This is a genomic window from Mesobacillus sp. S13 (genome assembly GCF_020422885.1).
Classification (GTDB): domain Bacteria; phylum Bacillota; class Bacilli; order Bacillales; family Cytobacillaceae; genus Mesobacillus; species Mesobacillus selenatarsenatis_A.
This window is the reverse complement of record NZ_CP084622.1, coordinates 3,837,809-3,863,915: the sequence shown is the minus strand read 5'-3', so window position 1 is coordinate 3,863,915 and position 26,107 is coordinate 3,837,809. Positions and strand designations below refer to the sequence as shown.

Annotated in this window: 26 protein-coding genes and 1 riboswitch; of the genes, 24 read left to right on the top strand and 2 right to left on the bottom strand. The window is 44.0% G+C overall.

Annotation, left to right across the window (positions count from 1 at the left end; all coding sequences use genetic code 11):
* The first annotated feature begins 116 nt into the window (after positions 1-116).
* The 8 genes from ribD to LGO15_RS19685 all read left to right on the top strand — a co-directional run bounded on the left by ribD (position 117) and on the right by LGO15_RS19685 (position 8,617).
* The gene (gene ribD / locus LGO15_RS19720; protein WP_226085626.1) at positions 117-1,199 is read left to right on the top strand and encodes a bifunctional diaminohydroxyphosphoribosylaminopyrimidine deaminase/5-amino-6-(5-phosphoribosylamino)uracil reductase RibD; all 1,083 of its coding nucleotides are present in this window, start codon (positions 117-119) and stop codon (positions 1,197-1,199) included.
* Positions 1,200-1,211: 12 nt separating this feature from the next.
* On the top strand, positions 1,212-1,868 hold the full coding sequence (gene ribE / locus LGO15_RS19715; protein ID WP_226085625.1) for a riboflavin synthase: 657 nt from the start codon (positions 1,212-1,214) through the stop codon (positions 1,866-1,868).
* A gap of 11 nt (positions 1,869-1,879) precedes the next feature.
* Positions 1,880-3,073 carry a bifunctional 3,4-dihydroxy-2-butanone-4-phosphate synthase/GTP cyclohydrolase II gene (locus tag LGO15_RS19710; protein ID WP_167834636.1) on the top strand — a complete coding sequence of 398 codons (1,194 nt, stop codon included), beginning with the start codon at positions 1,880-1,882 and terminating at the stop codon, positions 3,071-3,073.
* Positions 3,074-3,179: 106 nt separating this feature from the next.
* Positions 3,180-3,650 (top strand): 6,7-dimethyl-8-ribityllumazine synthase, encoded by a 471-nt coding sequence (gene ribE, locus LGO15_RS19705; protein WP_226085624.1) that lies wholly within the window; start codon positions 3,180-3,182, stop codon positions 3,648-3,650.
* A 181-nt stretch (positions 3,651-3,831) separates the two neighbouring features.
* Entirely contained in the window at positions 3,832-5,034 is a 1,203-nt protein-coding gene (locus tag LGO15_RS19700) for a S1C family serine protease (RefSeq protein ID WP_226085623.1), read from the top strand.
* 9 nt (positions 5,035-5,043) lie between these two features.
* Positions 5,044-5,925 (top strand): peptidylprolyl isomerase, encoded by an 882-nt coding sequence (locus LGO15_RS19695; protein WP_226085622.1) that lies wholly within the window; start codon positions 5,044-5,046, stop codon positions 5,923-5,925.
* 380 nt (positions 5,926-6,305) lie between these two features.
* Positions 6,306-7,115: a zinc transporter ZupT gene (zupT, locus tag LGO15_RS19690; RefSeq protein ID WP_226085621.1), complete on the top strand. Its 810-nt coding sequence runs from the start codon at positions 6,306-6,308 to the stop codon at positions 7,113-7,115.
* A 260-nt stretch (positions 7,116-7,375) separates the two neighbouring features.
* Positions 7,376-8,617: a S8 family peptidase gene (locus LGO15_RS19685; RefSeq protein WP_226085620.1), complete on the top strand. Its 1,242-nt coding sequence runs from the start codon at positions 7,376-7,378 to the stop codon at positions 8,615-8,617.
* Positions 8,618-9,166: 549 nt separating this feature from the next.
* Here the strand turns inward: LGO15_RS19685 and LGO15_RS19680 are convergent.
* A complete protein-coding gene (locus tag LGO15_RS19680) occupies positions 9,167-10,291 on the bottom strand; it encodes a CAP domain-containing protein (RefSeq protein ID WP_226085619.1) in 1,125 nt (374 codons plus the stop codon).
* 227 nt (positions 10,292-10,518) lie between these two features.
* Between LGO15_RS19680 and LGO15_RS19675 the strand changes: the two genes are divergently transcribed.
* The 10 genes from LGO15_RS19675 (at position 10,519) to LGO15_RS19630 (ending at position 21,623) form a co-directional block, all read left to right on the top strand.
* Positions 10,519-11,514 (top strand): hypothetical protein, encoded by a 996-nt coding sequence (locus LGO15_RS19675; RefSeq protein ID WP_167834641.1) that lies wholly within the window; start codon positions 10,519-10,521, stop codon positions 11,512-11,514.
* A 126-nt stretch (positions 11,515-11,640) separates the two neighbouring features.
* Complete coding sequence (gene kynU, locus LGO15_RS19670; RefSeq protein WP_226087939.1) at positions 11,641-12,927, top strand: kynureninase; 1,287 nt, start codon at positions 11,641-11,643, stop codon at positions 12,925-12,927.
* Positions 12,928-12,941: 14 nt separating this feature from the next.
* Entirely contained in the window at positions 12,942-13,775 is an 834-nt protein-coding gene (kynA, locus tag LGO15_RS19665) for a tryptophan 2,3-dioxygenase (RefSeq protein WP_226085618.1), read from the top strand.
* Between the two features lie 164 nt (positions 13,776-13,939).
* Positions 13,940-14,566, top strand: coding sequence for an arylformamidase (kynB, locus tag LGO15_RS19660; protein ID WP_226085617.1), 627 nt, complete (start codon positions 13,940-13,942; stop codon positions 14,564-14,566).
* Between the two features lie 398 nt (positions 14,567-14,964).
* The gene (locus LGO15_RS19655; protein WP_167834644.1) at positions 14,965-15,594 is read left to right on the top strand and encodes a TetR/AcrR family transcriptional regulator; all 630 of its coding nucleotides are present in this window, start codon (positions 14,965-14,967) and stop codon (positions 15,592-15,594) included.
* A gap of 78 nt (positions 15,595-15,672) precedes the next feature.
* On the top strand, positions 15,673-16,557 hold the full coding sequence (locus LGO15_RS19650) for an ABC transporter ATP-binding protein (protein ID WP_167834645.1): 885 nt from the start codon (positions 15,673-15,675) through the stop codon (positions 16,555-16,557).
* 3 nt (positions 16,558-16,560) lie between these two features.
* Entirely contained in the window at positions 16,561-17,358 is a 798-nt protein-coding gene (locus LGO15_RS19645; protein WP_167834646.1) for an ABC transporter permease subunit, read from the top strand.
* A 15-nt stretch (positions 17,359-17,373) separates the two neighbouring features.
* Positions 17,374-18,171 carry a DUF2705 family protein gene (locus LGO15_RS19640; protein WP_167834647.1) on the top strand — a complete coding sequence of 266 codons (798 nt, stop codon included), beginning with the start codon at positions 17,374-17,376 and terminating at the stop codon, positions 18,169-18,171.
* 444 nt (positions 18,172-18,615) lie between these two features.
* Entirely contained in the window at positions 18,616-20,025 is a 1,410-nt protein-coding gene (hemY, locus tag LGO15_RS19635; protein ID WP_167834418.1) for a protoporphyrinogen oxidase, read from the top strand.
* Between the two features lie 134 nt (positions 20,026-20,159).
* Positions 20,160-21,623 (top strand): PAS domain-containing sensor histidine kinase, encoded by a 1,464-nt coding sequence (locus tag LGO15_RS19630; RefSeq protein WP_167834417.1) that lies wholly within the window; start codon positions 20,160-20,162, stop codon positions 21,621-21,623.
* A 221-nt stretch (positions 21,624-21,844) separates the two neighbouring features.
* On the opposite strand, the gene LGO15_RS19625 is transcribed toward LGO15_RS19630, so the two are convergent.
* Positions 21,845-22,228, bottom strand: a complete 384-nt coding sequence (locus tag LGO15_RS19625; protein WP_167834416.1) for an SET domain-containing protein — start codon at positions 22,226-22,228, stop codon at positions 21,845-21,847.
* A 414-nt stretch (positions 22,229-22,642) separates the two neighbouring features.
* Positions 22,643-22,729: riboswitch (cyclic di-GMP riboswitch) on the top strand.
* Between the two features lie 93 nt (positions 22,730-22,822).
* On the opposite strand from LGO15_RS19625, the gene LGO15_RS19620 reads away from it, so the two are divergent.
* From LGO15_RS19620 to cpaB, 6 genes are all read left to right on the top strand, one after another.
* Positions 22,823-23,167, top strand: a complete 345-nt coding sequence (locus LGO15_RS19620; protein ID WP_167834415.1) for a DUF192 domain-containing protein — start codon at positions 22,823-22,825, stop codon at positions 23,165-23,167.
* Positions 23,168-23,183: 16 nt separating this feature from the next.
* Positions 23,184-23,375: a Flp family type IVb pilin gene (locus LGO15_RS19615; RefSeq protein ID WP_167834414.1), complete on the top strand. Its 192-nt coding sequence runs from the start codon at positions 23,184-23,186 to the stop codon at positions 23,373-23,375.
* 177 nt (positions 23,376-23,552) lie between these two features.
* A complete protein-coding gene (locus LGO15_RS19610; RefSeq protein ID WP_167834413.1) occupies positions 23,553-24,074 on the top strand; it encodes an A24 family peptidase in 522 nt (173 codons plus the stop codon).
* A complete protein-coding gene (locus LGO15_RS19605; RefSeq protein ID WP_167834412.1) occupies positions 24,071-24,454 on the top strand; it encodes a TadE/TadG family type IV pilus assembly protein in 384 nt (127 codons plus the stop codon). Before LGO15_RS19610 ends, LGO15_RS19605 begins: the two co-directional genes overlap by 4 nt.
* A 9-nt stretch (positions 24,455-24,463) precedes the next feature.
* On the top strand, positions 24,464-25,372 hold the full coding sequence (locus LGO15_RS19600) for a pilus assembly protein TadG-related protein (protein ID WP_226085616.1): 909 nt from the start codon (positions 24,464-24,466) through the stop codon (positions 25,370-25,372).
* Between the two features lie 11 nt (positions 25,373-25,383).
* The gene (gene cpaB, locus LGO15_RS19595; protein WP_167834410.1) at positions 25,384-26,088 is read left to right on the top strand and encodes a Flp pilus assembly protein CpaB; all 705 of its coding nucleotides are present in this window, start codon (positions 25,384-25,386) and stop codon (positions 26,086-26,088) included.
* The last annotated feature ends 19 nt before the right edge of the window (positions 26,089-26,107 follow it).

Genomic DNA, 26,107 nt, shown 5'->3' with positions numbered 1-26,107 from the left:
TATGCCCTTTTTTAACCCTCTATTTTGGCATAACTTTTTTTAGGACCCCGAAGCAATTTTGTTTCGGGGTCCTTTTATTTTCGTGAATTATTTTTAAAAAGGAAGGAGGAAGCTAGATGAACGGTCAGGATTATATGGCATTAGCCATCAATCTTGCGAGGGCGACAGTGGGCCAAACATCCCCCAACCCGCGAGTTGGCGCTGTTCTTGTAAAAGACGGCCAGATCATTGGGATGGGTGCCCATTTGAAGGCGGGCGAGCCGCACGCTGAGGTTCATGCGGTAAAAATGGCAGGGGAAAAAGCTGAAGGAGCCACATTGTATGTGACTCTTGAGCCATGCAGTCATTTCGGGAAGACGCCGCCATGCTCGAATCTGGTCATTGAGTCGGGCATCAAGAAAGTGTTTGTTGCTTGTGTTGACCCGAATCCGCTTGTTGGCGGAGCGGGAATCAGGAAGATGCGGGACGCTGGCATTGAGGTTGAAGTTGGCCTAATGGAGGAAGAAGCAAAGACGTTGAATAAAGTGTTTTTTCATTACATAAGCACTGGCTTACCCTATGTTACGTTAAAATCCGCCACCAGCCTGGACGGTAAAATCGCTACGGTGACCGGCGAGAGTAAATGGATCACCGGGGAAGAAGCAAGAGAGGATGTCCATCATTTCCGCCATGAACATGATGCCATTCTTGTGGGTGTCAACACTGTCATTAAAGATAATCCCAGCCTTACTACAAGACTTGATTCCGGCGGGAAAAACCCAATCCGCGTGATTTTGGATACAACTCTCAGAACACCTTTGGATTCGAGAATTGTCAATGACCATGCTGCTGATACCATCATTGTGACTGGGACAGACGCCGATCCTGAAAGAGTAAGGCAATTTTCAGAACGGGGCATTGAAATCATCAAGTTGGAAACGGAGAAAATAGGAATAGTGGACATGCTGAAGAAACTGGGAGACAGGAGCATCACTTCTGTCTATGTAGAAGGCGGGGCCGAGGTTCATGGCAGCTTCTTAAAAGATAAGGCCTTCCAGCAAGTAATCACCTATATCGCTCCAAAGCTGCTCGGCGGGAAAACAGCCCCAACTGCATACGGAGGCAAAGGTATTGCCCGGCTTGAGGATACAGTTCCTTTGAGAATCATAGATGTAAAACAAATTGGCCAGGATATACGGATCATAGCTGAGCCGGAGTAGAAGGAGGATTATATGTTTACGGGGATTATAGAAGAAATCGGGACCGTAGCCAATATTCAGCATAGCGGCGAGTCTTTTGTCCTGACGATTGACGCGAAAAAAGTGCTGACCGATGTTCACCTCGGAGACAGCATTGCTGTAAACGGGGTATGCTTGACCGTTACCTCATTCAACGAAAACAGGTTTACCGTCGATGTTATGCCGGAAACGGTCAAAGCTTCCAGTTTGAAAAGTGTTAAAAGAGGTTCAAAGGTCAACCTGGAAAGAGCGATGGCAGCGGGCGGCCGGTTCGGCGGGCACTTTGTCGCCGGCCATGTGGATGGAGTTGGCACCATCAAAGGGAAAAAGCAAATAGAGAACGCGGTTTACTATGAAATTCAAGTGGACCCTGAATTGCTGAAATATGTCATCATGAAAGGCTCTGTTGCTGTAGATGGGACGAGTCTAACTGTTTTCGGAGTATCAGAAGACAGTTTGACTCTATCGCTTATACCGCTCACTTTAAAAGATACAGTACTAGGATTCAAGGATACAGGAGATATCGTCAACATCGAATGTGACATGATTGGCAAGTATGTGGGGCACTTTTTGAGCAACCAGTTTCCGTCAGCACCAAAACGAGGCAACAATATTACAGCCCAGTTCTTAGAGGATAACGGGTTTATGTGAGGGTGATGTAAATGTTTGATCCAATTGAAGAGGCTATATATGAACTCATGCAGGGGAATGTAGTCATTGTTTGTGACGATGAAGACCGTGAGAATGAAGGAGATTTCATCGCTCTGGCAGAAAAGGCGACACCTGATGTCATCAATTTCATGGCGACGCATGGCAGGGGATTGATTTGCGTACCGATTGAACAGGAATTAGCACAGAAGCTGGACTTAATGCCGATGGTTTCCCGGAATACGGACCCTCATGGCACAGCTTTTACCGTGAGCATTGACCATAAGTATTCAACCACCGGAATTTCTGCTTTTGAACGTTCGGCAACTGTATTGAGCATGCTTGACCCAGAATCAAAGGCCGCTGATTTTAAAAGACCTGGCCACATCTTTCCGCTTGTCGCCAAGAAGGGGGGAGTATTACGGAGGGCCGGCCATACAGAGGCGGCAGTCGATCTGGCAAAGCTAAGCGGTGCTAAGCCGGCAGGAGTCATCTGTGAAATCATGAATGAAGATGGCACAATGGCTCGAGTCCCGGAACTCCGCAAGATTGCCGACCAGTTCGATTTGAAAATGATCACGATAAAAGACCTTATCCAATATCGCAATCGGAAGGACCAGTTGATCAAGAGAGAGGTTGAGATCAATCTTCCTACTGAATTTGGTATTTTCAAGGCCGTGGGTTATTCAAATGTAGTAGATGATAAAGAACATATTGCACTTGTAAAAGGTGAAATCAATCCGGATGAGCCGGTTCTTGTCAGAGTCCACTCCGAATGTTTGACTGGCGATGTATTCGGTTCCTTCCGCTGTGATTGCGGCCCGCAGCTCCATGCAGCATTGAGCCAGATTAATAAAGAAGGTCGAGGTGTCCTTCTGTACATGCGCCAGGAAGGCAGAGGCATCGGACTGATGAACAAGCTTCGCGCGTATAAGCTACAGGAAGAAGGTTACGACACCGTTGAGGCCAATGAAAAGCTCGGCTTCGGAGCAGACCTGCGTGAATACGGAATTGGAGCTCAAATCTTAAAAGACCTTGGCATCAAGCAAATCAAGTTGCTGACCAACAATCCAAGGAAAATCAAAGGGCTTAAGGGGTATGACCTGGAAGTAGTCGACCGGGTGCCAATCCAGATGCCAACAAGGGAAGAAAACGAAAATTATTTAAAAACAAAACATAGCAAATTAGGGCATTTACTTAATTTTTAAGTAGATTGAATGGTGCATTAAGCCATAAAATGTACCCTTTTATGAAAGTTAATGGATTTTTTTCTAATTAAACAAACTTAAACCATCTCATTGGAGGAATTAAGACATGAACAGAACTTTTGAAGGTAATTTAGTCGGAACAGGCCTGAAGGTCGGAATCGTAGTTGGGCGCTTCAATGAATTCATCACAAGCAAGCTTCTGGGCGGGGCACAGGACGCGCTGAAAAGACATGGTGTCGGAGAAGGCAATGTTGATGTTGCCTGGGTACCGGGAGCATTCGAGATTCCATTGGTCGCGCAAAAAATGGCGAAAAGCAATAAGTATGACGCGGTCATCACATTGGGTACAGTCATCCGCGGATCCACTCCACATTTCGATTACGTTTCAAACGAAACAGCAAAAGGTGTATCAGCCGCTGCCATGAATTCAGGGGTTCCGGTCATCTTCGGAGTACTGACTACAGATACAATTGAGCAGGCGATTGAACGCGCTGGCACAAAAGCTGGCAACAAAGGCTGGGACGCTGCAATGTCGGCGATTGAAATGGCGAATTTGATGAAGAATATTGAAATGTAATAACTTTTGAAGCTGCAGGCAAAGTCGCCTGCAGTTTTTTTATCTGAAAAATCATGGCACTTCTGCGAAAATAACACAAAAACTTCCCAATCTTTTAAAATACTCGCCTCAGTTTGTTAATAATTTGTTCATAATTTCTGGTTAAGATGAAGACAAGTTAGAAGCGAGGAGGAAAAAATCAATGAATGAATTTGAGCAGAGTTCCCGTTATCAAGAGCAGGAGCCCGTCAAAAAATCATATAGATTCAAAAGTATCCTATCTACTGTCATGGCAGGGGTGGTCGGTTCAGCGATTACACTGGCGGCGGTGAATTTTACAGACGCTGACGCTGGAAATCAGCTTCAGCCAAAAACGGAGTCAGCCGCGGAAAGCAACAGAAACATAGTAACGACTCCGACATCAAATAAGAATTCTGGGTCGATAGCGGACATTATTGAATCATCTTCACAATCGATTGTTGGCATCACCAATATCCAGTCACAGAACAATCCTTTTTCACAAAGTCAGGGCAGCGTAGAAAGCGGATCTGGGTCTGGGGTCATTTTTAAGAAGGAAGGAACTAGCGCCTTCATAGTGACCAACAACCATGTCATTGAGGGAGCATCAAAGGTGGAAGTCAGCTTATACAATGGCGAAAAGGTGGCAGCAGAGGTTGTCGGTGCCGACGCATTGACTGATTTAGCGGTTGTTAAAATCGATGCAGCAAAAGCAGGGAAGATCATCGAGTTTGGTGATTCATCTGTCTTGAGGGCAGGTGACCAGGTGCTGGCGATTGGTAACCCGCTTGGCCTTGATTTATCGAGGACGGTAACACAGGGAATTGTCAGTGCGGTAGACCGCTCCATTTCAGTACCGACTTCTGCCGGAGAATGGGAAATGAACGTCATCCAGACGGACGCGGCAATCAACCCTGGAAATAGTGGCGGAGCATTGATCAATACGGATGGAAAAGTGATTGGCATCAATAGCCTGAAAATCTCGCAAAATGGGGTGGAAGGCCTTGGCTTTGCGATTCCAAGCAATGAGGCTTTGCCAATCGTCAACCAGCTGATCGAAAAAGGGAAAGTGGAGCGTCCCTATCTGGGAGTAAGTCTTGCTGATCTGGCACAAATTCCTGATATGTATCTGGAGAACCTTCCTGACAGTGTGGATTCTGGTACGATGGTCACTTATGTAGACCAAAATTCTGCGGCAGCTAATGCTGGTCTTCAGGAGAAGGATATCATCGTGGGCATCAATGATGAAAAAGTGGAACAGGCAAGTGATCTGAGAAGATATATGTATACAGAGCTTCAAGCTGGAGACAGTGCTCAGCTGAAAATTTACCGTGACGGCAAGCAGCAAACCTTGAAGGTAGATTTGTTTGCTTCGAGCGCTGAATAATGGAGGGAAATGATGATTGCTTTTATGAAAAATAATAAACTGCCGATGATATTTGGAGTGATCGTTTTAGGGCTTCTCTTAATCTTTGCGACAGCTTTTACAAGAACAGAAACAGCCGCAAGCGTCAATGGAGAAAAGATCACAAAAGAAGAATTGAACACAAAATTAACAGATATGTATGGCGATGATATTTTGGATTCACTGATCACGAACAAAGTAATTGAGATGGAAGCGACGAAAGAAAAGGTGAAGGTAACCGGAATTGAGATAGATGAAGAGCTGACGAAACTGCAGGAATCTTACGGCGGTGAAGAAGCCTTTGCCGCTGCACTTGAGCAAAACCAGGTGTCGATGGACAAAATCAGGGAGGACATCGAAATTTATCTGCTCGCAGAAAAAATGATCGGTGCTTCCATAGATGTGAGCGAAGAGGAAATGAAGACATACTTCGAGGAAAATAAAGAGTCTTTTGACCAAAAAGAACAGGTGAAGGCGAGCCATATTTTGGTGGAAGATGAGGCGACCGCAAAGAAGGTCAAGGAAGAGCTTGATAATGGAAAGGACTTTGCTGAACTGGCAAAAGAGTATTCGACGGATTCAAGTAATGCGGCTAACGGCGGGGACCTCGGCTACTTTGGTAAAGGAGAGATGGCTGAGGAATTTGAAAAGACAGCATTCGCGTTAGAAGCCGGAGCGATCAGTGAGCCGGTTAAAACAGAATTCGGCTACCATATCATCAAGCTGGTCGATAAAAAAGCTGAGAAGGCTGCAGAATTTGAGGAGCATAAGGAAGAAATCAAAGAAATGCTATTTGACCAGAAAGTCCAGGCAGAATACACAAACTGGATGGAGGAGAAAAAAGCAGAATATGAAATAAAGAGTTACCTATAGTTAGTTCACGCCCCTGCAAGGTTTGCAGGGGTTTTTTGCGTCAAGTATTCCTGCGAGTGACTTGGTTAAAAGGTCTGAGGTGAGCTGATGAGAAGCTTAATTATAAAAATTCTTAAACAATTTAGTTGCAGGCCAAGTTTCCTTTGCGATAAAATGTTGACCAAAGGAAACTTTTTGATATACACGCATATATTATTTTTACCAATGGAATCCTGTACCCGCAAAGTTGACCAAAGGAAACATTTTAGAGCGAGTCCATCAATTGAGGCTTATACCTAAAAATGAAACTTTTTCGAGCTGTTGCATAAACTAAGAATTATTCTTTTCATTCTTTAAACTTAAGGGTCAGGGTAAATATTCATATTCAAAGGAGAATAAAAATGACAGAGGAGATTTTATTTGCTTTCGGTTTGACTTTATTCGCAGGTCTTGCCACCGGAATCGGAAGTGTTCTTGCCTTCTTCACATCCCGAACCAATACAAAGTTTCTTTCAATCGCGCTAGGATTTTCAGCTGGTGTGATGATCTATGTGTCAATGATCGAAATCTTCGTCAAAGCGAAGGATTCCCTCGTTTCTGCGATGGGGGTGCAGTTAGGGAACTGGGCAACTGTTGGCGGATTCTTCGCTGGAATTGTGTTGATTGCGGTAATTGATAAGTTCATACCCAAGCAGGGAAATCCACATGAACTGAAAAAGGTCGAGGATATGAATTCACCCTCGAATGCTGCTCATGATGCGGCCCTCTTGAAAATGGGTACATTTACTGCGCTGGCAATTGGGATTCATAATTTCCCTGAAGGAATCGCTACCTTCACCTCTGCTATCCAGGACCCTGCATTGGGTGTGGCAATTGCCATTGCGATCGCCATTCACAATATTCCTGAAGGAATCGCTGTTTCTGTACCAGTTTATTTCGCGACTGGCGATCGAAAGAAAGCTTTTAAACTATCATTTCTTTCAGGTCTTTCGGAACCGATTGGCGCACTTGCAGCATACCTATTCTTAATGCCATTCCTGAACGATATCATGTTTGGCGTCATTTTCGCAGCCGTCGCCGGTATCATGGTATTCATCTCACTCGATGAACTATTGCCGGCCGCAAAAAAATATGACGAATCCCATCTTGCTATATATGGTTTGGTTGCCGGTATGGCTGTCATGGCGATCAGTTTGCTTCTATTTATCTAAAAATCAAGTGCTTAAAATACTATAATTTTCCAACGCAAAAGAGTGACCTTTATAAAATGGTCACTCTTTTTAGTGCTTTCGATATTGGGAAAATTCAAAAATAGTCTAAAATACATGTGACTTTTGTATAAACGTGCATTTTTACCTGATTCAAAAGGCTTAAAAATGAACAGATTAGCTCATTGTCATTATCAGAAAATTTTAAATATAATAGAGTCTGTAAAACCGGCAACACCATAAAAATGCAGAGGAGTGGTTGGATGAAAAAAAGGAAAGCGTTAGGAGCAGCACTACTAAGCATGACAATGGGCTTATCGATGTTCACGGCTGGGGCATTTGGCCAGGCACCAGAGGCACAGGATACATACCGGGTTTTGGTTCAGGGTCCTGCAGCTGAAAAGGCAAAGGCAAAAGATCAGTTCGGCAAGAGATGGGATTTCGGGGCGAAAGGTTTTACAACAGAAGTCAATGCGAAGCAATACCAGGCTCTATTGAAAAATAAAAATCTGCAAGTGGAAACCGTTTCACAGGTACAGGTGAATGCGAAGCCGGGTGCAGGCGCCCAGGCAGCGCCAACCGATCAAACACCGTGGGGAATGGAAGCAATCTATAATGATAGCAATCTTCAAGCAACTTCTGGCGGATCTGGCGTTAAGGTAGCTGTCCTCGATACCGGCGTCAATGTGAACCACGCTGATTTAGCAGGAAGCGATGAACAGTGTAAGGATTTCACACAAAGGAAATCACCTCTAGTCAATAATTCATGTTCGGATAAAAATGGCCATGGAACTCATGTTGCAGGAACCGTCCTTGCTCATGGAGGAACAGGGTTGGGAATTTACGGAGTTGCTCCGGATGCCGACCTTTGGGCATATAAAGTATTGAATGACAGAGGATCAGGCTATTCGGATGATATCGCAGGAGCAATCAGGCATGCTGCAGACGAAGCAGTACGTACAGGTTCAAAAGTAGTCATTTCCATGTCACTCGGATCCAGCAGCAAGAGCACGATGATTGCTGATGCTGTCAATTATGCATATGGAAAAGGTGTTCTTGTTGTTGCCGCGGCAGGTAACAGCGGGCCGAATGCTAACACGATTGGTTACCCGGGAGCCCTTCCGAATGCAGTAGCTGTAGCCGCTTTAGAAGATGTGCAGGAAAACGGTACATACCGTGTTGCGGACTTCTCTTCTCGCGGAAACCCGCTTACTGACGGTGATTATGTAATCGGTGAGCTCGATGTGGAAGTGTCCGCACCTGGAAGAGCGATCGAATCCACCTGGTATGATGGTTCTTATAACACCATCAGCGGTACATCAATGGCAACTCCGCACGTATCAGGACTTGCCGCGAAAATCTGGGCTGCAAATCCAAACATGAGCCACACACAACTTCGTGCAGAACTTCAAAACCGCGCGAAAGCGAACGATATCCTTGGCGGATCAGGTGCAGCATCAGGCGATGACTATGCATCAGGCTTCGGATTCCCGCGCGTGAAGTAAATATAGTTTGATCAGCCGCTTGATCGTTTAAATTGAAGTGCACCAATTATTAGACTATCTAATAGTTGGAAGTGCAGTTCAATAGACGATTGAGCGGTTTTTCACTATATTCTGGGTGGTGCCAACTGGAAAAAAACGCTCAGAATTTCCAGTTCGCCAATAAAATTTGATTTTCGCCAATAAGTAAGTGGAAATCGCCAATAAATTTAGTTTTTCGCCAATAAAAATTGAAAATCGCCAATAAAGTTGTGAACTTCGCCAATAAAATAATTCGAAAAGAAAACTTTGCTAAGAAAAACGGTCTTGATCATGCCGTATTTAAAGCATCGTCGCGAAATTATAGCGAAACCATAGTTTTTTTAACGGGAAATTTGCTATTTTTATATCCAACTCCATTTTTTATAGTGCGTTTATTTTTTATATAGCGACTTTTAAATTTATATAGCGAGTTTTCCTATTATATAGCGACTTTTCATTTTATATAGCGAATTGGAAATTCAACGCGGTTTTTTCCAGCAATAAAAAAGGAACCGAGCCAATGGACTCGGTTTAGAATTTCCTTTTTGAATAAAAATTCTCCGTAAAATATGGTTCATGCTTCGGGCCGAATGCTACACCGACGCCTAGCAATTTGAATTCTGCTTTCAGGATATTTTCGCGATGGCCGAGTGAGTTCATCAAACCTTCATGGGCAAAAATGCTGCTGAATTGTCCATATGCGAGATTTTCCCCGGCAACGGAGAATGCAATATCGTCTTCAGCCATCCGATCAAAAGGCGACTGACCTTCAGGATTGGTGTGGCTAAAATATGAATTTTCAGCCATATCGGCACTGTGTTTGCGAGCAGTTACCCTTACCTGATCATCCCAGGTAAGGATGCCTAACCCATGAACTACCCTCGATGCATTAGTCAAATCGAATAGCTGATATTCAAATCCTTCTTTCAAAGCCTCACTAGCTTCGGTATAAAAACCTGCCTTGCTCTGCTCCAATTTTTCACTGACAATCTGGATTGCCGTAACAGTATTATTTCTGTGTTTATCATAAAAAGCCGTCACATAGCTGTCGTCTAAATTATATACGTCATAGTCCTGGTCTTTCTGGAACTGGTAATAGACAAGCCCTTTTCTGATCTCGCCAAGTGGTTCGCCAAGTGTCTGACGGACAGTTTCTTTTGGTACCCCATATTTAATACCGTTTTTGGCGGCAATCAAATCTTGATTTGAATACATCGCATTCACTGAACCATCTTTACCATAGGAAATCATGATAAAGTTCTGGAAATTCTCATGATAGGCATGCCACTCTGTTCCGTATTCATTCACGGACACACGTTTCGCGGTGCCAAGCTGTTTTTCCACTTCACCCTTTTGATCGCCAATGGCAACATTATGGATTGTGAATGTCTTTTCAGAAGGTGTTTCCAGTTCAGGTTTTGCTACCTCTGGCAAAAGCTTTTCATTCTGTGTCAATTCTTCTTTTTTCTCATTGACCTGCCATAGGAGCTGATTGATGCCGTTATTGAACTTCTCCAGCGCAGACGCAAGTTCTGGATTCTCTTTTACATTCACTATTTCGTTTTTTATATTTTGAAAGTCTTTATTTTCTGTAAGGTATGGCCATGAAAAATAAGCCAAAGCGCCAATAATCAGAAGTAAAAATAGTTGTCTCAAAGCTGGTGGTCACCATCCTTTTATTCCATATCCCCAATATACCCATTAAAAGACAATAAAAAGCATAGCGTCGACGGGAAATGTAAAACCTAAGTAGCAAACTGCATGATTTGACTGATTGTGAATAATTTCACAAAAATTTCATAACTCTGCTGATCATTTCTATAAATCAAATTGTATTATTACTATATCGATAGTGTTTACATTGCCACAGGGAGGTTTTACTCATGAAAAAACTGTTACAAATCCTCATCGGGTTAGGATTCATTCTAACACCTTTTTATACAAATGCTCACGTAAAATGGTTCACTGAGGTGGCACCAGAGAAAGAAACCATTGAAAATATTTTGTCCCCATTATTCATGGGACTGGCCTTACTGGCAGCAGTCGTTCTTGCTACATTGACTTTGGTCATTCCTAAAATCGCCCAATGGCCTTTAATCAAAAAGTGGGATGATTTCCTTTCAGGTTTCAGGAAGTATTCAAGATATTTATTAAAATACGGGACAGCGGCGGCATTGATAATCCAGGTCACAAATGGCACTCTGTTCGCACCTGAATTCCATATTGAAAGCACGTTAATGACGGTTTTAGCATGGGTGGCAATCGGCCTGCTACTAGTGCCTCATCATTTCGCAACAAAGTTTGGAGCATCACTCTTACTCATTTTATTCATCATGGTCACTGTTAATCATGGCGTCTTCTATATGCTGGATTACGGATTTTATGTAGCGATTATTGGGGTGCTGCTTGTTGGCAAAACAAATCTGGAAAAAGTAGGTTTCCCGTTTTTGTATTTAGGCACAGGACTCTCCCTTTGCTGGGTCGCTGTTGAAAAATGGGTGTACCCTACAATGTCGCTTGATATCGTCGCGAACCACCAAGTGCCTACTTTCGGATTCGAACCAGCAGCCTTCATTGTAATGGCGGCTTTTGTAGAATTTGTCGTCGGCTATTTGCTTGTCGTGGGAATCCTGAACCGGGTGCTGGGGTTTGTAGTCACCACCATCTTTATCCTGACGACCATGCTATTCGGCTTTACCGAAGTCATCGGTCATTTCATGATTCATATTGTGTTAATCATTTTCATCATTGAAGGCGTATCCTTCTACAATCCGCCAATCAAATTGCATAAGACAAAGGTGGATCAATTCGTATTCATCTTCTTGAACTTCATTTTTGTTTTATCAGCATTTGTGTTGATCTATTATCGATTTGCTTAAAACATGTAAAACAGCCTCTGAACATGGGGCTGTTTTTCTTTTTGGGAATTATCAGACCATTTGTTGACGCTTGCTTCTGTTCTTGTTACGATTTCTCTAGTTGCAAATGGGATGGGAGAGATGATGATGAAGTCTTATTCGTTTGAACCTGGTGCGGAATTTGCTGCACAGCTTGACAGTGGTGATTTATTGGTGCGTTTTCGGGATGAGTTTTACCTGAAGCCGGATTCCATTTATCTTGACGGAAACTCGCTTGGTCTTCTTTCGAAGCGGGCTGAACAAACTTTACTAGAATCATTGGCTGACTGGCGTGAGCTCGGCATCGACGGCTGGATGGATGGCAAGCATCCGTGGTTCTATTTATCTGAAAAACTAGGAGAGTTGACTGCTCCGCTCGTCGGTGCTTCATCAGAAGAGGTAATTGTAAGCGGATCCACAACGGTCAATCTGCATCAGCTGGTGGCTACTTTTTACAAGCCGGAAGGAAAAAGGACCAAAATCCTTGCAGATGAATTGAATTTCCCTTCTGATATCTACGCGCTGCAGAGTCAGCTGCGGATTCATGGCTATGACCCTGACTCCCATCTGATCAGGGTAAAAAGCAGGGATGGTAGATTCCTTGATGAGGATGATATCATCGAGGCGATGACAGATGAAGTGGCGCTTGTCGTACTGCCGACCGTTTTGTACCGCAGCGGGCAAATCCTTGATATGGAACGGTTGACAAGAGCTGCCCACGAACGTGGGATCCTGATCGGGTTCGATGGCTGCCATTCCATCGGCGCAATTCCGCATTCTTTCTCTGACTGGGGAGTGGACTTTGCTTACTGGTGCAATTACAAGCATCTGAACGGCGGACCGGGAGCGGTCGCAGGACTTTATGTTAATTCGAAGCATTTCGGTGCGAAGCCAGGCCTCGCAGGCTGGTTCGGTTCAAGAAAAGACAAACAGTTTGATATGGAGCATATCCTGACACCTGCTGAGAATGCGGGCGCTTACCAGATTGGGACGCCACATGTACTGAGCCTGGCACCTTTGCTCGGTTCATTGGAAATGTTCGCAGAGGCTGGCATCCAGAATATCCGCGAAAAATCATTGAGAATCAATCAATATCTAATGGATTTGATTCAGCATGAGCTTGGCGATGCCGGCTTTAAAATTGGCAGTCCAACTGAGGATGTTAAACGCGGGGGCCATGTGAGCCTGGAGCATAAAGAAGCAGCGAGAATCTGCAAGGCTTTGAAGGAAAAAGGAATCATTCCTGATTTCCGAGCTCCGAACATTGTCCGCCTGGCACCTGTGGCACTTTACACTTCTTACACAGATGTGTGGAATGCGGTACAGGTATTGAAAGAAATCATGGTCAATAAATCATATGAGAAGTTCAGCAATGAACGCGGAGTTGTAGCATAAGGGGGAGCATAGCAATGAGAGAAGAACAGAAAACGGAACACGAAATCCATACCGATTTTTCAAAAGAACTGTCTTATGGAAGCTATCTGCAATTGGATAAAATCCTGTCCAGTCAGCAGCGGCTCTCTGACCATCACGATGAAATGCTGTTCATCATCATTCATCAGGCAAGCGAGCTGTGGATGAAACTGATTTTACATGAAGTGAATGCGGCAATTGACTGCATCCGTAAAAATGATCTGGAACCGTCTTTCAAGATGCTGTCGAGGGTGTCGAGGATTCAGGAGCAGCTGATTCAGTCATGGAGCGTGCTGTCGACGCTTACTCCCGCAGAGTATATGGAGTTCCGTGATAAGCTTGGCCATTCCTCCGGATTTCAGTCTTATCAAAATCGCCTGATTGAATTCGCCTTAGGGCAAAAACAGGCACATGTCCTATCCGTGTACAAGCACGATGCTGAGCTTTTTAAAACGATGGAGGGCGCACTGCATGAACGCTCAATTTATGATGCTGCCATTCAGGCACTGTCCATGCGGGGACTACCGATCGATGATGCCGCGCTTAATCGTGACTGGTCGAAGCCATACGAACCAAATACCAGCGTCGAGGAAGCATGGTTGACTGTTTACCGCAATGTCGACCAGTATTGGGACCTTTATGAGCTTGCGGAAAAGCTGGTCGATATCGGCAGCAAGCAGCAGCACTGGCGCTTCAACCATATGAGCACCGTTGAACGAATCATCGGGCATAAGATGGGAACAGGCGGTTCTGCTGGAGTATCGTATTTGAAAAAGGTCGTCGATCACCGATTTTTCCCTGAGCTATGGAGTTTGAGGACCAAGCTATAATATGGAGAAGGAAAATTCTGTGAGCGCGGAGCTTGAGGCGAAGTTGTAACCAGAAAAGTAGGGGAATTCCGTGAGCTCGGGAGCTTAATACGAAGTTGTAACTGAGAAGTAGCTGGAGCTATGGTGTGAGAGAACGGATCTATAACAAGAAAGAAGGAAACTGTATGGGAAACTGGATGGATATTTCACAGGTTTTAAATGATAAAATTCCTGTATGGCCTGGCGACACGCCGTTTGAATATAAAGTGAGCTGGGGCATGGAAGAGAGCGGTTCGGTGAATGTTGGGCAGGTGACGATGAGCACTCATACGGGAACACATATTGATGCCCCTTATCATTTCGAGAGCGATGGTAAAAAGGTCATTGACCTTGACTTCAATCTTTACATAGGTCCGTCGCTGGTCATTCATGTCCCAGAGCCAGCGAGTATTGGAATCAAGGATCTGGAAGGGATTGAGTTGCAGGGAGTCAAGCGCCTGCTGATCCGTACCGACTCATGGACGGATAAAACAGTTTTTCCGGAATCAATTCCGCACATCGAACCGGAATTAGCAGCTTATCTTGCCGAAAAGGGAGTTCAGCTGCTCGGATTGGATTTGCCATCGGTCGATCCTCTGGACAGCAAGGAACTGCCCGCGCATCATGAATTGAACAGCCGTGGCATTCATATTCTTGAAGGATTGGTACTGAATAAAATCGAGCCGGGAGAATACGAGCTTGCCGCCCTGCCGCTGCCGCTGGAACAGGCTGACGGAAGTCCTGTCAGAGCCGTGATCCGGAAAGTTAAATAATAGTACACGAAAGAGGCTTCCTTAAGGCAGCCTCTTTTTTTATTGGAAAGTATAAATATTTCCACTTAGATTAGTGTCTAGCTCCAGCGCCTAGCCAGTTTTCATCCATGAAATAGCTTCCTCGAGTATCTTGCGAGAAGTGATAGCTTTGAGCTGCTCGAGACGTTTGTCTACTTGCGGCTCCTAACTCCTCGAGTCGCTTGTCCAGTGTCGCCTCCTAGAAACTCCAAAACTTCAACTCCGCCGGTCCGCCCTCCAACGCTTGTCGGGGCTGACCAAGGCGCTTGCGCTTTTCTTTTTTTGTCGAAAATTTTGCCATGATTGTTGTTGACCAGATTGGTCAATGAGGAATATAATGGTGTTGACCATGTTGGTCAATAAACTTTAAGGAGGGCACGATGACATCAAAATTTTCAAGTATCAATCCTGAAAAGCAGGAAAGAATCCTGAACGCTGCTCTCAAGGAGTTTGCCCAAAAAGGTTATGAAAATGCCTCTACGAATGAAATCGTTAAATCAGCAGGAATTTCAAAAGGTTTGCTTTTCCATTATTTTAATAACAAGAAAGAACTCTATTTATTCCTTTATAACCACTTTGCGGATGTGATGGTAGAAGAGTTCTTCAATGAGTTGGACCTGAGCGAACGAGACATTTTCGAACGGATGAAAACGCTGATGATCCTGAAGAGCAAACTGATGGCAAAGCATCCCGAAGTATTCGATTTCATTGTGGCAGCATCAATGGAAACCGCGGAAGAAGTAAAGGAAATATTGAATAACACAAAAACTGAACTGATCCAGGCTAGCTACAGCCGATTATTCGAGAATATCGACATGACGATGTTCAGGGAAGGAGTTGACATCCAAAGAACGATCAACATTATCATGTGGACACTCCAGGGATTCAGTAACCAGGAGCTGGAAAAAGCCAAAAAACTGAACAAAGGGCATCACGACTTCGATGAAGCCTTCAAGGAAGCAGAAGTGTATATCGATATGATGAAGAAGGCTTTTTACAAGAGTGTCTAATGTACATCGATATTTATTAGCTTGGCTAAGTGAAATCGAATGAAAAGATAAATAGAAAAGAATCTGGGAGGGTCTGGCATGAACGTGATTGAGATTAAAAATCTGACGAAAATGTACGGCAAGGCCAGGGGAATTGAGAATGTCAGCTTTAATGTAGAAGAGGGAGAAATTTTCGGCTTCATAGGGCCGAATGGTGCGGGGAAATCGACGACGATCAGGACGCTGTTGTCGCTGATCTATCCGACGAGCGGCAGTGCGACGATTTTCGGTAAAGACATCATCACCGCTGCGCCGGAAATTAAAAAGGATATCGGCTATCTGCCGTCGGAAGTATTTTACTATGACAATATGAAGGTTATGGACCTGCTTAAGTATTCAGCAAGCTTTTACAAAAAGGATTGCACCAACCGGATCAAAGAGCTTGCAGACATCATGGAACTGGACTTGACCAAGAAAATCGATGACCTTTCACTTGGGAACAAGAAGAAGGTGGGTATCGTCCAGGGACTGCTGCATGAACCGAAGCTGATCATCCTCGATGAGCCGACAAGCGGCCTGGATCCGCTTATGCAGCAGAAGTTTTTCGAACTTCTGGAAAAAGAAAATAAGAAAGGCGCGACCATCCTGTTTTCTTCCCATATCCTCAGTGAGGTGCAAAGGCTGTGTGACAGGGTGGCCATCATCAAGGACGGCCGGATTGTCACGGTCGAGAAAATCAGCACGCTAAAAGAAAACACGTACAAGAAATTCAAAATCGAATCTCATTCAATCATCGATAAGAGCCTTTTTGATATCGAAGGCGTGAACCAAATAGAGCAGGATGGCAACACAATCAGCTTTTTGTTTAGAGGAAATCTCAACTTGATCATGAAAAAAATCGCTGAAATCGAGGTATCGAACCTCTGGGTGGAGGAGCCGGACCTTGAAGAAATCTTCATGCATTACTATGAAAAGGAGGAATAAATCATGAATATGTTCCTTCATGAGCTGAAGGCGTACCGGAAGTCGACGATGATATGGACTCTGTCATTGGTGGCGCTGGTGGTGTTGTTTTTATCAATGTTTCCTTCTTTTTCACAAGATGCCGAAGAGTTCAAAAAGCTGCTAGAAGGTTTCCCCGTAGAGTTGCGGAAAGCAATTGGGCTGTCGGTTGACAGCATTGCGACATTGATTGGGTTCTTCTCGTATGCATTCCTGTATCTTAAGCTTGCGGGCGCCATCCAGGCGATGAACCTGGGCACCTCGATTTTATCCAAGGAAACACGAGAGAAGACAGCCGATTTCCTGCTGACCAAGCCGGTGACGAGAGCGCAAGTTGTTACTTCCAAGCTGTTGGCTGCGCTCGTTTCCCTTGCCTTGACCAATATCGTTTTTATCGCAGCGACCTTTATGATGGCCTCCATCGTGGCTGGGGACGATTTTAACAAAGAAGCCTTATTCTTGATTGCGGCTTCCCTGTTCTTCCTTCAGCTTATATTCATGGCGCTTGGAATCGTGATCTCCGTGATTTTTCCTAGGATTAAATCGGTGATTTCGGTCTCGCTCGGTACTGTGTTCGGATTTTTCATGCTCGGGATGATCAGTTCGACAACAGATGATGAAGCATTGCGTTATTTGACGCCATTCAATTACTTTGACTCGACATATATCACGGAGCATGCCAGCTATGAAGCTGCTTTTCTTGTGACTGGGGCGCTGTTTATCGTGGCAGCGGTGATTGCCAGTTACTATTTATACGGAAAAAAAGATGTCCATTCCGTTTAGGGAGGAGGGAAAATCGTGAATCTTTTTAAAAGAGAAATGAAAGCAAACAGAAAATCGCTAATCATCTGGTGCATTGGCGTGGTATTCATGGTCGCGTCGGGGATGGCAAAATACTCGAGCCTCGAGGGAACCGGCCAATCGATGAACGCACTGATGGCGGATATGCCTAAATCTCTTCAGGCAATCATGGGGACAGGATCGCTGGATTTGTCGACACCAATCGGTTATTTCGGAGTCCTGTTTTTTTACCTTGCCGTGATGGCAGCCATCCATGCAGCAATGCTCGGATCGAACATCCTCGCCAAGGAAGAGAGAGACAAAACGGTAGAGTTCCTGCTAGTCAAACCGATTTCGAGAACAAAGATGATTACATCTAAACTATTGGCCGCCCTCGTGAATATAATTGTTTTTAATCTAGTCACCTTGGCCTCCTCCGTTGGAATGGTTCAGAAATATGCGGAAGGGGAGGATATAATGGGGGACATCATCCTGCTGATGGTTGGGATGTTCATCCTTCAATTGATCTTCCTTGTCATCGGAACGGCAATCGCTGCTGTCTTGAAGAACGCGAAAAAAGCAACATCCCTGGCCACAGGAATCCTGCTCCTCCTTTTCATTCTCTCAGTCGCAGTCGACCTGAATGAAAAGCTGAGAGGTTTAAAATTCCTGACTCCATTCAAGTATTATGACGCGAAGCTGGTTTTGGAGGAAGGCGGATTCGAACCACTGTATCTTGCGTTGTCATTCTTGCTGCTAGCCGGGCTCACGATTGTCACCTTTGTGTTTTATCGAAAAAGAGATATGAATATATGATTTTTGGGATAAATTACCCTTATGCGAGGGTTTCGTCTGTGATAAGGGTACATTTAAGAGGTAGACGTACCCTTATGTGAGGCACCAGGCAACGATAAGGGTACGTTTAAGAACAAAATGTACCCTTATCCAGCGTTCCCACACTCTATAAGGGTACATTTCATTCAAGATTGATTGATCATCTTGATTCAACAAAGAAAAAACGCTTCATTCAGCGAATGCCACCAGTTTCGATGAAATACGCATCCGATTCCGCCCAATTCCCCGACGTGGCAATCATCCAATACTTTCTCAAACTCCTCGTTCACATTTTAGTAAAAAAACAGCCATCTTCCTTTTCGGGTGGGGTGCTATACTTAGATATGTTAAAAACTTCACATACCTACTTAATCCATAAATAGGATAATCAAAATACATTACATTACTAAAGAATAGGTGAGCGGAATGGACGAAAAGAAGGTTATTGTTGTTGGCGGCGGGATTACAGGGTTGGCGACAGCGTTTTATCTGCAAAAGGAAGCCAGGGAAAAGCAACTGCCCATTAAAGTGAAATTGATTGAAGCAAGTGACCGTCTCGGTGGTGTCATCAGTACTGAGAAGCGTGACGGATTCGTTATTGAGAGAGGGCCGGATTCGATCATAGCGAGAAAGAAAAGTGCTATGAGATTGATAGAAGAAGTTGGCCTCAAGGATAAAATCATTTCCAACACAGCCGGTAAATCCTATATTTATGCTAGAGGCAAGCTTCACACGATGCCTGAGGGATCTTTCATGGGCATTCCCACAAAGGTAACCCCATTTGCATTATCGGGTTTATTTTCGCCGCTGGGGAAATTGCGGGCAGCGGGGGATTTTATTTTACCAAAAGGAGCACCGAAAGCAGATCAGTCACTTGGGGCCTTTTTCCGTCATCGGCTGGGTGATGAGGTGGTTGACAATCTGATTGATCCGTTATTATCAGGAATATATGCGGGCGATATTGATGAACTGAGCCTGATGGCCTTGTTCCCAAATTTTTACGATATCGAACAACAGCATCGCAGTCTCGTCGTAGGACTGAATAAATCAATGCCAAAGCCGCCAAAAACAGTCAAACAAACTGGTTCTAAAAAAGGTATGTTCATCTCATTGTCAACAGGCCTTGAGGAGTTGATCCACCGGGTTGAAAGCCGCCTGGAAGAGGGAACGGTCATAAAGAAGATGGCTGTAAAAAAGGTAGTAAAGACAGGCAGTACCTACCAGGTCCTGCTTGAAACGGGAGATGTAGAAGCTGCAGACAATGTTGTCATCACGACCGATCATTTCCATGCACAGCAGATGCTTTCCGAATACGCATTTATGGATGACTTCAAAAATATGCCATCCAATTCTGTGGCAAATGTGGCGATGGCATTCCCAAAATCGGCAATTGAGAAAGATATCGACGGAACTGGTTTCCTCGTTTCAAGGAACAGCGATTTCAGGATCACAGCATGTACCTGGACGCATAAGAAGTGGCCAGGTACCTCACCGGAAGATATGGCGCTGCTCCGTTGCTATGTCGGGAAGCCGGATGATCAGGAAGCGGTGGATTTGGCAGATGATGAAATCGTCGACCTCGTTCTAAGAGATTTGAATAAGACGATGAACATCACGGCAAAGCCAATTTTTCATGTAATCACAAGGTGGAGAAAGTCGATGCCGCAATATACGGTCGGCCACCTTGAAAGGATTGCACAGGTGAAAAAACAGCTGGGCCATGAGCTCCCGGGTGTCTACCTTGCCGGCGGTTCATTTGAAGGGGTCGGCATCCCTGGGTGCATCGATCAGGCAGAGGCAGCAGTGGGAAAAGTCATCAGCCATCTTTCTGAATAATTTCAGCCGCTATCTTTCAAAAAAGATAGCGGTTTTTTACTTTTTAATAGAAAGATAGAGAAATACTTCTTTTGAAAAATCTAAACCTTCTGTAAAATAGGCATATAATGCTAAAACAGTTTGGAGAGATCTCTATGCGTAATAGTTTCCCAATATTCGGTACAGATGATGAAACAATCTATAATCCTAATGAACTGCTAAGTTTATTTTTGGATTGCACAGCTGATGGATTTGCTATTGTCGATATGGAGAATCGATTTTTAAGAATCAACCATAAGTACACGGAAATTTTCGGCTATACAGAAGAAGACTTGATTGGGCGAACTTTCTATGAGTTTTCAAATCCTGATTTTGTTCCAGGGATCATTTCAGAAGTACAGAAGGGAAAAGCCTTTACCAACATGATAACGCAGCGTTTCCATAAAGACGGGTCCCTGCTGGATATTGCGGTCTCATACTCTCCTTTCCGGAATAAAAGCGGGAAAATAATTGCGATCATTGCGATTTATCGTGACATCACCCAGATAGTGAGCATGGAGCGCGAACTAAATAGGACAAGGGAATTGTATGAACTGATCACCGAGAATACGACTGACCTGATCAAGGTGATTGATAAGAATAAAGTGATCGTGTATGCATCACCTTCACATGAAAAAGTAATCAATCTGAAGCCAGAGGAAATTGTCGGTAAAAGTCTAAGTGAATTTTTGTCGCAAGAGGAAGAGTCTGTCCTTGATAAAAAGCTGGAGGAAATTATCGAAACAGGTGAGCCGCAGATTTTACGGAAGAAGTTCATGACCTGTAATCAAAATACGGTTTACACAGAATATAATTTTTCGCCGATTTACAATGAGAAAAAAGAGATAGAGTCCTTTGTCAGTGTTGGCCGGAATATTACCGACCGGGTCAAACAGGACGCCACCATCAGGAACCTGGACAGGCTTTCGGTCACCGGACAGCTGGCAGCAGGAGTGGCACATGAAATCCGCAACCCGTTGACTTCATTGAAAGGCTTTTCGAAACTATTGCAAACTTGTCTTGATAAAGAGAAGCAAGCAGATTATCTGGCCATCATCATGAATGAACTCGACAGGATCGATACAATTGTCAATGAGTTTATGTCACTGGCGAAGCCTCAGGCCGTTAAGTTTGTACAAGAAGACCTGAAATCAATCCTTGATAGCACGATCAATATCATCCATCCGCAGGCCTTGCTGCATAATGTCCAGATTATTAGAAATTACCCGGAACAGCTGGTCATGCTTTCTTGCAATTCACACCAGCTAAAACAGGTATTTTTAAACTTCCTGAAAAACGCCATTGAATCCATGCCTGAAGGCGGAAAAATCATTATTGATCTTCAGCCGAATGGTCAGGGGAAAGTGATTGTGAGTATTTCTGACGAGGGAACAGGCATCGAATCAGACCGCCTTAGATATCTCGGAACGCCTTTTTATACAACAAAAGATAAAGGAATCGGACTTGGCTTGACTGTCAGCAATAAAATCATTCAGGAGCATAATGGTACGATGAGAATCATCAGTGAAGAAGGGCAAGGGACGACAGTCGTAGTTGAACTGGAGTGCCTGGCGACATAGGAAAATGAAAAGCGGCTTCCTGAATTGGAAGCCGCTTTGTTGTTTCTTAGGAAATTATATAATTATTTAGTTATGGATAACTACATATGGTATTCCTAATCCAGCTCCAGCGCCTAGCCCCTCGAGTCACTTCGGTCCGCCCAATGAAGTCAAAGAACGACTTCACCGGTCGGCCCTCCAGCGCTTGTCGGGGCTGTTCGAGGCGCTTGCGCTTTTTGTTTTTATTCATCTTCTTTGTTGAACCATAATGGATCGTTATTATCTTCTTCCCCATTATAATTAATGAAAATTTCTTCCCCAGCATTGATATCACGATAGGCATAGAAATCAAATGTGTGATTGTCGAAATTGATTTCATACGTTGCATTAGGCTCGTATGAGTGATTGAATAACATACCATATCCCAGAAGGATAGCAGAATGATTAATGCCATATTCAAAGGCATAATCCGCCAGCGCCGTTTTCTCGATATGAACATGCTGATCGTTCGGATAGGATAGCACGGGAGCCTCATGAATCAATTCGCCTTTTGCAATATCACGAGTTGCGAATACTCCTCTATTGAATTCCCCATCGCTAATTTCAGAAGTTTTAACTTGAATCATTTTTTCACCTGCTCGCTCTATTACATTGTTGTTTCTCACTCCTTAAGCATGACGGTTTTTTAAAAGAAATGCAAACTTATTATAAATTTCATATTTTTTTCAAGAAATTCAGTGGTTTATGACCTATTCGATAAAGAAAAATCAACAGAAAACAAATCAATCTACCTATAAAACGGCGAATGGAGTGTGCTGAATTATCCATGAAAAAACCTTTTTTAATAGTAGTAAATCATTCGTGAATATTGTTAATTATCTGAATAGGGATTTAAGCACTACCTATCGGAAAAATAGTTTGATTTTCCTGAGTCGAAAGATGTGTTGGAATTTTTAGAAAAATCAGGTATTTTGGTGGATTTTGTTGAAGAGTGATTATAATTATGATGTGGGTAAGAGATCAGTCGGATATACACTGGTTCTCGATAAAGGCAAACCTGGTGAAAACCAGCGACGCAAAGCTATAGGGGCTACGGCAATTTATTGCTAAGCCAGCCAGCTACCGAAAGATCAGGGTGAATTACATGGAGTATGTATTCAGAAACCCCCCTTTCGGTAAAGGCGGGGTTTATTTCTGTACAGTCGGAGGTGAAAAGCAAAGTGAGGCTTGTGAACGAATCGAACGGCAGAGTTTTGGCAGCGAATGTAAAAATAGCAGATACCTTTTTCAGCAGATTCAAAGGGCTGATGCTGACAGACAGCTTGCCAGACGGTCACGGTCTCTACATACAACCCTGCCGGTCCATCCATACCTTTTTTATGAACTATTCCATCGATGTTCTTTACATCAACGAGAACTTTGAAATTGTAGGCGCGGAAGAACAACTAGAGCCTGCGAAAATGGGAAAGCGCTGCAAAGGTGCGTATTCCGTCTTCGAGCTTCCAGAAGGTACGATCCGGAATACCGGAACGAAAGTCGGTCACTCTATCAAACTAATTAAATGAAAAGGGGTTATAAAACATGAAAGCAAAAATGAAAGCACTATTCACAGAAGAGCAAGGACAAGGTATGACTGAGTACGGTTTGGTACTTGGAGTTATTGCGGTAGCGGTTGTTGGAGCACTTGTAACGCTTCGCGGAGAGATTGTTGAAATGTTCCAAAATGTCGTTACTGCAGTAACTGGCGCAGAAACAGGGAACAATACTCCATAATTACTAGAGTACAATGCTGGATTAACAATAACCTTAAATGGCCTTTATTTTATAATCTACTATACGATTGGTACTTGTTAATTCAGTATTTTTATAATCAGAGGTACAGGCATAAACAGCCTCGCGTTGAAAAACGTGAGGCTTTTTTAAAACTCCTCACTGAAATGAGGTAAATCGATGTTTGTTGATTTTTTATTAATAGCCTTAATAGTCATTTGTGTCATAACTGATTTGAGAGAACGGAAGATTTATAACAAGGTTTTATTTCCCTTTTTACTGGTGGGACTGGTTTTACATTCGGTCTTTGATGGAATCCAGGGCATTGGCTTTTCTCTTGCAGGCACAGCAGTTGGCTTCTCGATTTTGCTGATTCCTTATTTGCTTGGGGGAATGGGAGCTGGGGATGTAAAACTGCTTGCGGTGGTCGGCGGCTTAAAGGGAGTTGTATTTGTATTGACGGCGGCTGTTTATATGGCGTTTGCTGGAGGGATTATGGCGCTGATCATTCTGTTTTTTAGAAAGGGTGTCCTAAACAGGCTAAGACAAATTGGCATGTTTCTGGGCGGGCTGCGCAGTGGTATGAAGGTTCCTCTTGGACTTGATAAGGAAGCCTTGAACACGACCTATCCATATGGGGTGGCCATAGCGATTGGAACTCTGGCCGCCATTGTGTTCCCATCTGGAGGAGGCTTGCTATGAGACGTGATGAGAGAGGGCAATCACTCGTTGAGACGGCTCTTGTTTTGCCCGTTCTTTTATTGCTGTTAGTCGGCATATTGGATTTCGGGAGGATTATGTATTCTTATGCCCATCTTCATATGGCAGCACAGGAAACTGTCAGGATGGGAGGTCTCGGTAAAAGTGATTCCGAAATCACTGCGTTTGCCAGGGATTATGTTCAGCTGAAAGAGATTGATGATCTCGACATTTCTATATCTCCCGGGGAAGCGGGACGGGCTTCTGGTGACTATATTACTGTGAAGTTGGAATATCCTTATCAATTTTTCACTCCGTTTGTATCCAGCCTGTTTTCTTCATCCTTGACAATCATGGCTGAGTCAACAATCAGAGTGGAGTAGGAGGAAGAAATGGCACGTAAATGGTTTGCTGAAGAGTCAGGAAATACCATTTTATTGGCAGCCCTATCAATGTTTGTCATCCTTAGCATTGCCGGCCTTGCCATCGACGGCGGGATGGTTTATATGACAAAGGCTGAGCTGCAGAAAACAGCTAATGCTGCTGTCCTTTCTGGCGCTCAAGAGCTGACAAACAACGAAGTGAAGGTTGAAGAGGTAGTACGAAAGGTGGTTGCAGCCCATAAGGATGGCGCACTTGTCGATAATCTATCGATAGAGATAGAAAAGAAAGTCACTATTGATCTGTCCAAAAAGGTAAACCTGGCATTCTCAAAATTACTAGGATTTGAAGCTGTAGATGTCAAAGCCCATTCTGCTGCTGAATTAAGGACGATGGGACGGGCGGCAGGAGCAGCACCACTTGGCATTGACGACAGCATCCCGCTTGAGTTCAACAAGGAATACCAGCTGAAAGTGGATACTGGCGGAGTAGAATATGGAAACTTTGGGGTCTTGGCCCTTGGCGATACAGGAGCACGTCCATATGAAGAAAACCTCCGCAATGGATATCAAAACGAGCTTTCGGTGGGGGATGTAGTCATTACTCAAACAGGGAATATTGCTGGTAAAACAAGAAATGTAGTCCAAGAAAAGGTGAATTCTTGCCCGGAATTCCCAAGAGATATTCATTCCAGAGATTGTTCGAGGATTCTTCTCGTCCCAGTTTATCAGCCGTATAGCCACGACGTAAACCAGGTTAAAGAAGTGAAAATCACTGGATTTGCCTATTTTTACATAACGGATCCTATGGACAGCCATGACACTTCGATCAAGGGAATGTTCATTAAACGGGCAGGAACAGGTTATGAAGGTGAAGCAGCTGCCTTTAATGGCGCATACAGCATTCGAATAACGGAGTAGGTGATCAAAAAATGCGGTCAAAGCTTGTCTTGGTCCTGGCATTAGTAATGGGTATAGTAACGACATTTTTATTCTTTCAATATATGAATCAGGTGAACGCGGAAAAAACAATGAACAGCAATTTGGTTGGGGTTGTTGTTGCCAAAGAGAAAATCTTGAAAAATGAACTAATCAATGCACAGAAGCTTGAGATGGTCATGGTTCCAGAGAAGGCACTTCATGCCAATACGATAAAAAATCAGGCTGATGCAGTTGGCAAGCTCGCAAACGCAGATATCGAGCAGGGGGAGGCAGTTCTGTCCCACCGCCTTGGCACAGAAATTAGTGAAGAGATCTATGTATCTAGGAAAGTGCGAGAAGGATATAGAGCCGTTTCGGTTGGAGCGAATTTCAATCAGTCGGTATCCAATTTAATTGAACCGGAAGATGAAGTTGATGTTGTTTTTTCGTTAAAGAAAACGGAAGGAAACGAAACGAAGGTTCAATCCACGATTATTTTGGAAAAGGCGAGAGTGTTGGCAGTAGGAAGGAAAATTGTCCTTCCTGAGGATACGCAGGAGCCCTATGCCGAATACAGCTCTGTTACGGTAGAACTTAAGCCAGCGGATGCTTTAAAGCTTGTCAATTCAGCTGAACAAGGCAGTATCCATTTCATGCTGCATAAGCGGCCAGTCATAACGGAAAAGAAATCAGTGGGCGACAGCGACCAAGATTGAAGAAGATGGAGGGTGACCA

Bases quoted from the DNA above. Each gene is read 5' to 3' on its own strand.
- zupT (WP_226085621.1), top strand. From the start codon at position 6,306: ATGACAGAGGAGATTTTATTTGCTTTCGGTTTGACTTTATTCGCAGGT.
- LGO15_RS19700 (WP_226085623.1), top strand. From the start codon at position 3,832: ATGAATGAATTTGAGCAGAGTTCCCGTTATCAAGAGCAGGAGCCCGTC.
- LGO15_RS19610 (WP_167834413.1), top strand. From the start codon at position 23,553: ATGTTTGTTGATTTTTTATTAATAGCCTTAATAGTCATTTGTGTCATA.
- LGO15_RS19645 (WP_167834646.1), top strand. From the start codon at position 16,561: ATGAATATGTTCCTTCATGAGCTGAAGGCGTACCGGAAGTCGACGATG.
- LGO15_RS19685 (WP_226085620.1), top strand. From the start codon at position 7,376: ATGAAAAAAAGGAAAGCGTTAGGAGCAGCACTACTAAGCATGACAATG.
- LGO15_RS19695 (WP_226085622.1), top strand. From the start codon at position 5,044: ATGATGATTGCTTTTATGAAAAATAATAAACTGCCGATGATATTTGGA.
- cpaB (WP_167834410.1), top strand. From the start codon at position 25,384: ATGCGGTCAAAGCTTGTCTTGGTCCTGGCATTAGTAATGGGTATAGTA.
- kynA (WP_226085618.1), top strand. From the start codon at position 12,942: ATGAGAGAAGAACAGAAAACGGAACACGAAATCCATACCGATTTTTCA.
- hemY (WP_167834418.1), top strand. From the start codon at position 18,616: ATGGACGAAAAGAAGGTTATTGTTGTTGGCGGCGGGATTACAGGGTTG.
- ribE (WP_226085625.1), top strand. From the start codon at position 1,212: ATGTTTACGGGGATTATAGAAGAAATCGGGACCGTAGCCAATATTCAG.
- LGO15_RS19605 (WP_167834412.1), top strand. From the start codon at position 24,071: ATGAGACGTGATGAGAGAGGGCAATCACTCGTTGAGACGGCTCTTGTT.
- LGO15_RS19615 (WP_167834414.1), top strand. From the start codon at position 23,184: ATGAAAGCAAAAATGAAAGCACTATTCACAGAAGAGCAAGGACAAGGT.
- LGO15_RS19650 (WP_167834645.1), top strand. From the start codon at position 15,673: ATGAACGTGATTGAGATTAAAAATCTGACGAAAATGTACGGCAAGGCC.
- LGO15_RS19710 (WP_167834636.1), top strand. From the start codon at position 1,880: ATGTTTGATCCAATTGAAGAGGCTATATATGAACTCATGCAGGGGAAT.
- kynU (WP_226087939.1), top strand. From the start codon at position 11,641: ATGAAGTCTTATTCGTTTGAACCTGGTGCGGAATTTGCTGCACAGCTT.
- LGO15_RS19675 (WP_167834641.1), top strand. From the start codon at position 10,519: ATGAAAAAACTGTTACAAATCCTCATCGGGTTAGGATTCATTCTAACA.
- ribD (WP_226085626.1), top strand. From the start codon at position 117: ATGAACGGTCAGGATTATATGGCATTAGCCATCAATCTTGCGAGGGCG.
- LGO15_RS19625 (WP_167834416.1), bottom strand. From the start codon at position 22,228: ATGATTCAAGTTAAAACTTCTGAAATTAGCGATGGGGAATTCAATAGA.
- LGO15_RS19630 (WP_167834417.1), top strand. From the start codon at position 20,160: ATGCGTAATAGTTTCCCAATATTCGGTACAGATGATGAAACAATCTAT.
- kynB (WP_226085617.1), top strand. From the start codon at position 13,940: ATGGGAAACTGGATGGATATTTCACAGGTTTTAAATGATAAAATTCCT.
- ribE (WP_226085624.1), top strand. From the start codon at position 3,180: ATGAACAGAACTTTTGAAGGTAATTTAGTCGGAACAGGCCTGAAGGTC.
- LGO15_RS19600 (WP_226085616.1), top strand. From the start codon at position 24,464: ATGGCACGTAAATGGTTTGCTGAAGAGTCAGGAAATACCATTTTATTG.
- LGO15_RS19655 (WP_167834644.1), top strand. From the start codon at position 14,965: ATGACATCAAAATTTTCAAGTATCAATCCTGAAAAGCAGGAAAGAATC.